The organism is Micromonospora sp. NPDC005172, from assembly GCF_040608555.1.
In the GTDB taxonomy this organism is placed as follows: domain Bacteria; phylum Actinomycetota; class Actinomycetes; order Mycobacteriales; family Micromonosporaceae; genus Micromonospora.
Genome location: NZ_JBEXIL010000047.1, coordinates 43404 through 49494 on the forward strand (window position 1 = coordinate 43404; position 6091 = coordinate 49494).

The window sequence follows — 6091 nt, forward strand, 5'->3', positions numbered from 1 at the left end:
ACCGAATCTGAGCTACGACGATACCCCACCCACCGACGGGACGGACCAGGGCATCGGGTCAGGGATGCTCCATGACGAGGACGGCGAAGGTCCCGGCGACCAGCGCCTCGTACCGGTGCGGGGTGTCGCCGGCGAACGTCGCGTAGTCACCCGGACCGAGGTCGACCACGCCGGTCTCAGGTCCCACCCGGAGCCGCCCGGCGGCCACCACCACGTGCTCGACGCTGTGCGGAGTGTGTCCGTCCGCCTCCCGGACCGCGCCGGGCTCCAACTCGATCAGGTAGATGTCCCGGCGGGCCTGCGACGTTCCGGCGCTGAGCAGCGTTCCGGTGAAGTCGGCCTGCTCGGAGCCGACCCGGGGCCCCTGGCCGGCACGGATCACCCGGAAGTCGTCGGCCGTCGGCTCGACGAGCCGGCTGAACGGTACGCCCAGCGCCACGCCGATCGCCCACAGCGTCTCCACGCTCGGGTTGCCGGAGCCCGCCTCCAGTTCGAGGAGCGTGGACTCGGCGACCCCCGCCCGAGCGGCCAACTCGGTCAGCGAGACACCGCTGCGCTCGCGTTCGCGGCGCAGGGCGGCGGCGATGCTGGCCGACGGGGCAGCCGGTTCTCCGGGCATGCGTGTTCGCTCCACTGGATCATCGTTCGCGGTCACGAACAACGGGCGACCTGTGCACAGTGCTGGACTACGCGCACGGTACAACGAACGGCCGCTGCCCGGACGTTTCCCGACGTCCTGTGCCCCCAACGCGGCCAGGGCCGCGCCGGCGCGCCGGGATCAGACCTTGTCGCCGAGCTTCACCGCGGGCGCCGGAGTGCGCATCCGCCGGAAGGTGATCGACCGCATCACGGCGTACAGGTAGAGCGAGCCCATCCGCTGGTCGGTCTTCGGGAAGCGCTCCCGGACCAGCTTGCCGATCTTGCGACAGATCAGCAGCGAGTCGACGACCACACCCAGGGCGAGAGCGCCCCAGAGCACGTTGGAGATCAACCGGACCACCGGCGGCATCGCCGCGTTCGAGCCGATCAGCACGATCAGCGCGCCGCCGAAGAACCAGGTGCCGACGGTACGACGGGAGTCGACCACGTTGCGGGCCAGCAGCCGCTCCGGGCCGCGGTCGCGGGGGCCACCCTCGCGGCGGAAATCCGCCGCGGCTTCCGCCCGCAGTTGGCGACGCCGCTCCCGTTCCTCCTCCTTGGTGAGGGGACGGCTCGGGCCGGCCGGTCGTCGACCGACCGTGGGCCGCTTCGGCGTCTCCCGACCCTTGGCCGGGGTGTAGCCGCGGGAACGATCGGCGGCGGTCTCCTCGGGGGTCACCGAGGAGACGGCCTCGTCGACGAGGTCGGTGGACTTGCGGCGAAAGAGCGACGGCACGGGGCAAGGGTAGCCAACGGTCCGCGCCCGGTGCACATCGCGGTGCATCGGGCGACGGCTCCAGGTCGCAACGCGGACCTGGAGCCGTCGGGCCGAACGATTGGTGCGAGAGGTTACGGGCGCTCGGCGTGCGCGCCCAGGTCGGCGAGCTTCGCCTCGAAGTCCTCGTAGCCCCGGTTGATCAGGTCGACGCCGTACACCCGGGAGGTGCCCTCGGCCGCGAGCGCCGCGATCAGGTGGCTGAAACCGGCCCGCAGGTCCGGGATGACCAGGTCGGCGGCGTGCAGCTTGCTCGGCCCGGCGATGACTGCCGAGTGCTTGAAGTTGCGCCGGCCGAAGCGGCACGGGGTGCCGCCCAGGCAGTCCCGGTAGACCTGGATGTTGGCGCCCATCGAGTTCAGCGCCTCGGTGTAGCCGAGCCGCTGCTCGTAGACCGTCTCGTGCACGATCGACAGGCCGCGGGCCTGGGTCAGGGCCACGACCAGCGGCTGCTGCCAGTCGGTCATGAAGCCCGGGTGTACGTCGGTCTCCAGCGCGACGGCGTTCAGCTCGCCGCCGGGGTGCCAGAAGCGGATGCCACCCTCCTGACCCGGGTCGCCCAGCTTCGGCGCGCGGGCGTCGGTGACCTCGTACTCGCCGCCGACGGACCGGAAGATGTTCAGGAAGGTCATCATGTCGGCCTGCTGCGCGCCGAGCACCTCGACGTGACCACGGGTGGCCAGCGCGGCGGCGGCCCAGCTCGCGGCCTCGATCCGGTCCGGGATCGGCCGGTGGGTGTAGCCGTGCAGCTTCGGTACGCCCTGGATCTCGATCACCCGGTCCGTGTGGACCTTGATGATCGCGCCCATCTTCTGCAGGATGCAGATCAGGTCGATGATCTCCGGCTCCACGGCGGCGTTGCGCAGCTCGGTGACGCCCTCGGCCATGACCGCGGTCAGCAGCACCTGCTCGGTGGCCCCGACACTTGGGTAGGGCAGGGCGAACTTGGTGCCGTGCAACCCGTTCGGGGCGGACAGGTGCAGACCCTCGGGCCGCTTCTCGACCGTCGCGCCGAACTCCCGCAGTGCCTGCAGGTGGAAGTCGATCGGACGCGGGCCGATGTGGCAGCCGCCCAGGTCCGGGATGAACGCGTGCCCCAGCCGGTGCAGCAGCGGCCCGCAGAACAGGATCGGGATGCGGCTCGAACCGGCGTGCACGTTGATCTGGTCCGTGCTGGCGCTCTCCACGTTCGCCGGGTCGAAGACGAGCTCGCCGTCCTCGGCACCGTCCGTCACCTTGACGCCGTGCAGACCGAGCAGACCCCGGACCACCTCGACGTCTCGGATCTTCGGCACGTCGAACAGCCGGCTCGGGCTGTCGCCCAGCAGTGCGGCGACCATCGCCTTCGAAACCAGGTTCTTCGCGCCGCGCACGCGGATCCGCCCTTCGAGCGGAGTACCTCCGTGCACGACCAGGACGTCGTCGGTCAACGCAACCTCCAGCGCTTCGGTGCTGCTGTGTTGATGGTGGGGAGCGTGAACCTTGTCGCTACCCCGGATGCGGCCATATCGAAACGGCCCGCTCGCGTCGTCGCTTCGGCAGCATAGCCCTCGGTGACGAAAAAGGACTCGGTCAGACCGGCGTGTGTGGCATTAATCGGTGATCCGGCACTTTTGTGTACCAGTGACGTCACTTATCGTGATCACGCTCCGGGGAGGGCGAGCATCTGGTCCAGCGCCACCCGCGCGTGGTGCGCCGTGTCGGCGTCCACCGTGATCTGGTTGGCCACCCGGCCCGCGACCAGCTCCTCCAGCGCCCACACCAGGTGCGGCAGGTCGATCCGGTTCATCGTCGAGCAGTAGCAGACCGCCTTGTCGAGGAACATGATCTGCTTGTCCGGGTGCGCCAGGGCCAGCCGGCGGACCAGGTTCAGCTCGGTGCCCAGAGCCCACGCCGAGCCGGCCGGCGCCGCCTCGATCGTCTTGATGATGTACTCGGTCGAGCCGACGTGGTCGGAGGCCGTGACCACCTCGTGCCGGCACTCCGGGTGGACCAGCACGTTGACCCCGGGCACCCGCTCCCGTACGTCGTTGACGCTCTCCAGGGTGAACCGGCCGTGCACCGAACAGTGCCCCCGCCAGAGGATCATCCTGGCGTCGCGCAGCTGCTCCGGGGTGAGCCCGCCACCGGGCTTGTGCGGGTCGTAGAGCACGCAGTCGTCCAACGACATGCCCATCTCCAGCACCGCCGTGTTGCGGCCCAGGTGCTGATCCGGCAGGAACAGCACCTTCGAGCCCTGCTCGAACGCCCAGTCCAGGGCACGCTTGGCGTTCGACGACGTACAGACCACGCCGCCGTTGCGGCCCACGAAACCCTTGATGTCCGCCGACGAGTTCATGTACGTCACCGGCACGGTCGCATCCGCGATGCCCAGCTCGGTCAGCGTGTCCCAGGCGGCCTCGACCTGGCCCAACACGGCCATGTCCGCCATCGAACAGCCGGCCGCCAGGTCGGGCAGGATCACCCGCTGGGTGTCCGTGGTGAGGATGTCGGCGCTCTCGGCCATGAAGTGCACGCCGCAGAAGACGATGTACTCCGCCTCCGGACGGGCCGCCGCCTCGCGGGCGAGCTTGAACGAGTCACCCGTCACGTCGGCGAACTGGATCACCTCGTCGCGCTGGTAGTGGTGCCCCAGCACGAAGACCTTGCTGCCCAGCTCCGCCTTCGCCGCCGTGGCGCGGGCCACCAGGTCGGGATCGCTGGGCGCCGGAAGGTCGCCCGGACACTCGACGCCGCGCTCGGTGTCGGGGTCGCTGCCCCGACCGAGCAGCAGCAGAGCCGTCGCCGTGTTGGAGGGTTCCACCCAGGTCGAAGTCACGTAGCCCATGGTCCCACAGCGCGAGCGCGCCGCAGCTCCGCTCGGTGTGGGCTGCCACACTGCTCGGCATGCGCGTGCTGCTCTGCCCGGACAAGTTCGCCGGCACCCTGCCCGCACCGGAGGTCGCCGCCGCGGTTGCCGCCGGTTGGCGCAGCGTGACCGACGGCGACGATCTGCTGATCCGGCCGCTGGCCGACGGCGGGCCGGGCTTCGTCCAGGTGCTCGCCGAGGCGCTCGGCGGTCGGCGACTGCCGGTGTCGACGGTCGACCCGCTGGGCCGACCGGCGGCCGGTGAGATCCTGCTCACGGCCGACGGCGCGACCGCCTACCTGGAGAGCGCCCAGGCGTGCGGACTGCACCTGCTCGCCGCCGCCGAGCGCGACCCGAAGGCCACCACGTCGTACGGCCTGGGTCTGCTGGTGGCCGCCGCCGTGGAGAGCGGGGCCCGGACGGTGGTGATCGGGCTGGGCGGCTCCGCGACCAACGACGCCGGCGCCGGCATGCTGGCCGCCCTGGGTGTGACACCGCTCGACACCGCCGGCGCGGCCCTGCCGTACGGCGGCGCGGCGCTCGCCGCCGTCGACGCGCTGGACGGCGTACCCCGGCTGCGGGACGCCCGGCTGGTCGCCGCCACCGACGTGGACAACCCGCTGCTCGGCCTGCACGGCGCGAGCAACGTCTTCGGCCCGCAGAAGGGCGCCGACCGGGCCGACGTGCTGCTGCTCGACGCCGCCCTGGAGCGCTTCGCGGCGGTGCTGGAACGGGACCTGCCCGGCTGCCCGGAGGGGCTGGGCGCGCTGCCCGGCGGCGGGGCGGCCGGCGGACTCGGCGCGGCCATCCTCGCGCTCGGTGGCACCTGCGAGTCGGGCATCGGTCTGGTCACCCGTGCCGTCCGGCTGGACGCCGCCCTCGACACCGCCGATCTGGTGATCACCGGGGAGGGGTCCTTCGACCACCAGTCGCTGCGCGGCAAGGTCGTCGCCGGGGTGGCCGGGGCCGCCCGGGACCGTGGGGTGCCCTGCGTGGTGGTCGCCGGCCAGGTCAGCACCGGCCGGCGGGAGGCTGCCTCGGCCGGTGTGACCGACGCGTACAGCCTGGTGGAGCACTTCGGCGGCGAGGCGGCCGGCGGGCTCGACGCCGCGCTGAGCCGTCCCGCGGACGGGCTGCGCGAGCTGGGCGCCCGACTGGCCCGGCAGTGGAGCCGCTGAGCGCTCGTCACCGCCCCACCTGGGGCGAGGGTCCCGCCACGCGGGTACGTCCGGCCGGGGCGGCGTACGATCGGAACTGGACCACAACCGGGAATCACTGGACGGCGCGCGACGTTGGCCAGTGCGTCCGGACCCAAGACCGCGCAGGGAGACTTCCACGTGACCACGCCAGCGCAGACCGAGTCGACCGAGGCCCAGGCCCCTACTTCCGTCGTCATCACCGACGTCGCGGCGCAGAAGGTCAAGGCCCTGATCGAGCAGGAGGGCCGCGACGACCTGCGGCTCCGGGTCGCGGTGCAGCCGGGCGGCTGCTCCGGCCTGCGGTACCAGCTCTTCTTCGACGAGCGCTCGCTCGACGGTGACGTCGTCACCGACTTCGGTGGCGTCGAGGTCGTCGTCGACCGGATGAGCGCCCCCTATTTGGCCGGCGCGACGATCGACTTCGCCGACCGGATCGACGCCCAGGGCTTCACCATCGACAACCCCAACGCGGGCAACTCCTGCGCCTGCGGCGACTCGTTCAACTAAGGTCGCGCACCACGCACCACTGACGACGGGGCAGTCCCACGGGACTGCCCCGTCGTCATCGGGAGTGCACACCTCTTTAAAACACTAACACGTATTATGATATCGTTTTTCGGGTTGTGGTTT

General features: G+C 71.2%; 6 protein-coding genes. 2 read left to right on the forward strand and 4 right to left on the reverse strand.

The window, feature by feature from the left end:
* Positions 1 to 58: 58 nt before the first annotated feature.
* From ABZV06_RS25770 to nadA, 4 genes are all read right to left on the reverse strand, one after another.
* The gene (locus tag ABZV06_RS25770; protein ID WP_355624722.1) at positions 59 to 619 is read right to left on the reverse strand and encodes an XRE family transcriptional regulator; all 561 of its coding nucleotides are present in this window, start codon (positions 617 to 619) and stop codon (positions 59 to 61) included.
* 159 nt (positions 620 to 778) lie between these two features.
* Positions 779 to 1423: a DUF3043 domain-containing protein gene (locus ABZV06_RS25775; RefSeq protein ID WP_355236383.1), complete on the reverse strand. Its 645-nt coding sequence runs from the start codon at positions 1421 to 1423 to the stop codon at positions 779 to 781.
* Positions 1424 to 1488: 65 nt separating this feature from the next.
* A complete protein-coding gene (gene murA / locus ABZV06_RS25780; RefSeq protein ID WP_124820727.1) occupies positions 1489 to 2844 on the reverse strand; it encodes a UDP-N-acetylglucosamine 1-carboxyvinyltransferase in 1356 nt (451 codons plus the stop codon).
* A 212-nt stretch (positions 2845 to 3056) separates the two neighbouring features.
* Positions 3057 to 4232 carry a quinolinate synthase NadA gene (nadA, locus tag ABZV06_RS25785; protein ID WP_355624724.1) on the reverse strand — a complete coding sequence of 392 codons (1176 nt, stop codon included), beginning with the start codon at positions 4230 to 4232 and terminating at the stop codon, positions 3057 to 3059.
* A gap of 68 nt (positions 4233 to 4300) precedes the next feature.
* On the opposite strand from nadA, the gene ABZV06_RS25790 reads away from it, so the two are divergent.
* Both ABZV06_RS25790 and erpA read left to right on the forward strand, forming a co-directional pair.
* Complete coding sequence (locus ABZV06_RS25790) at positions 4301 to 5440, forward strand: glycerate kinase (protein ID WP_355624726.1); 1140 nt, start codon at positions 4301 to 4303, stop codon at positions 5438 to 5440.
* Between the two features lie 159 nt (positions 5441 to 5599).
* Entirely contained in the window at positions 5600 to 5968 is a 369-nt protein-coding gene (gene erpA / locus ABZV06_RS25795) for an iron-sulfur cluster insertion protein ErpA (RefSeq protein WP_355236393.1), read from the forward strand.
* Positions 5969 to 6091 lie beyond the last annotated feature (123 nt).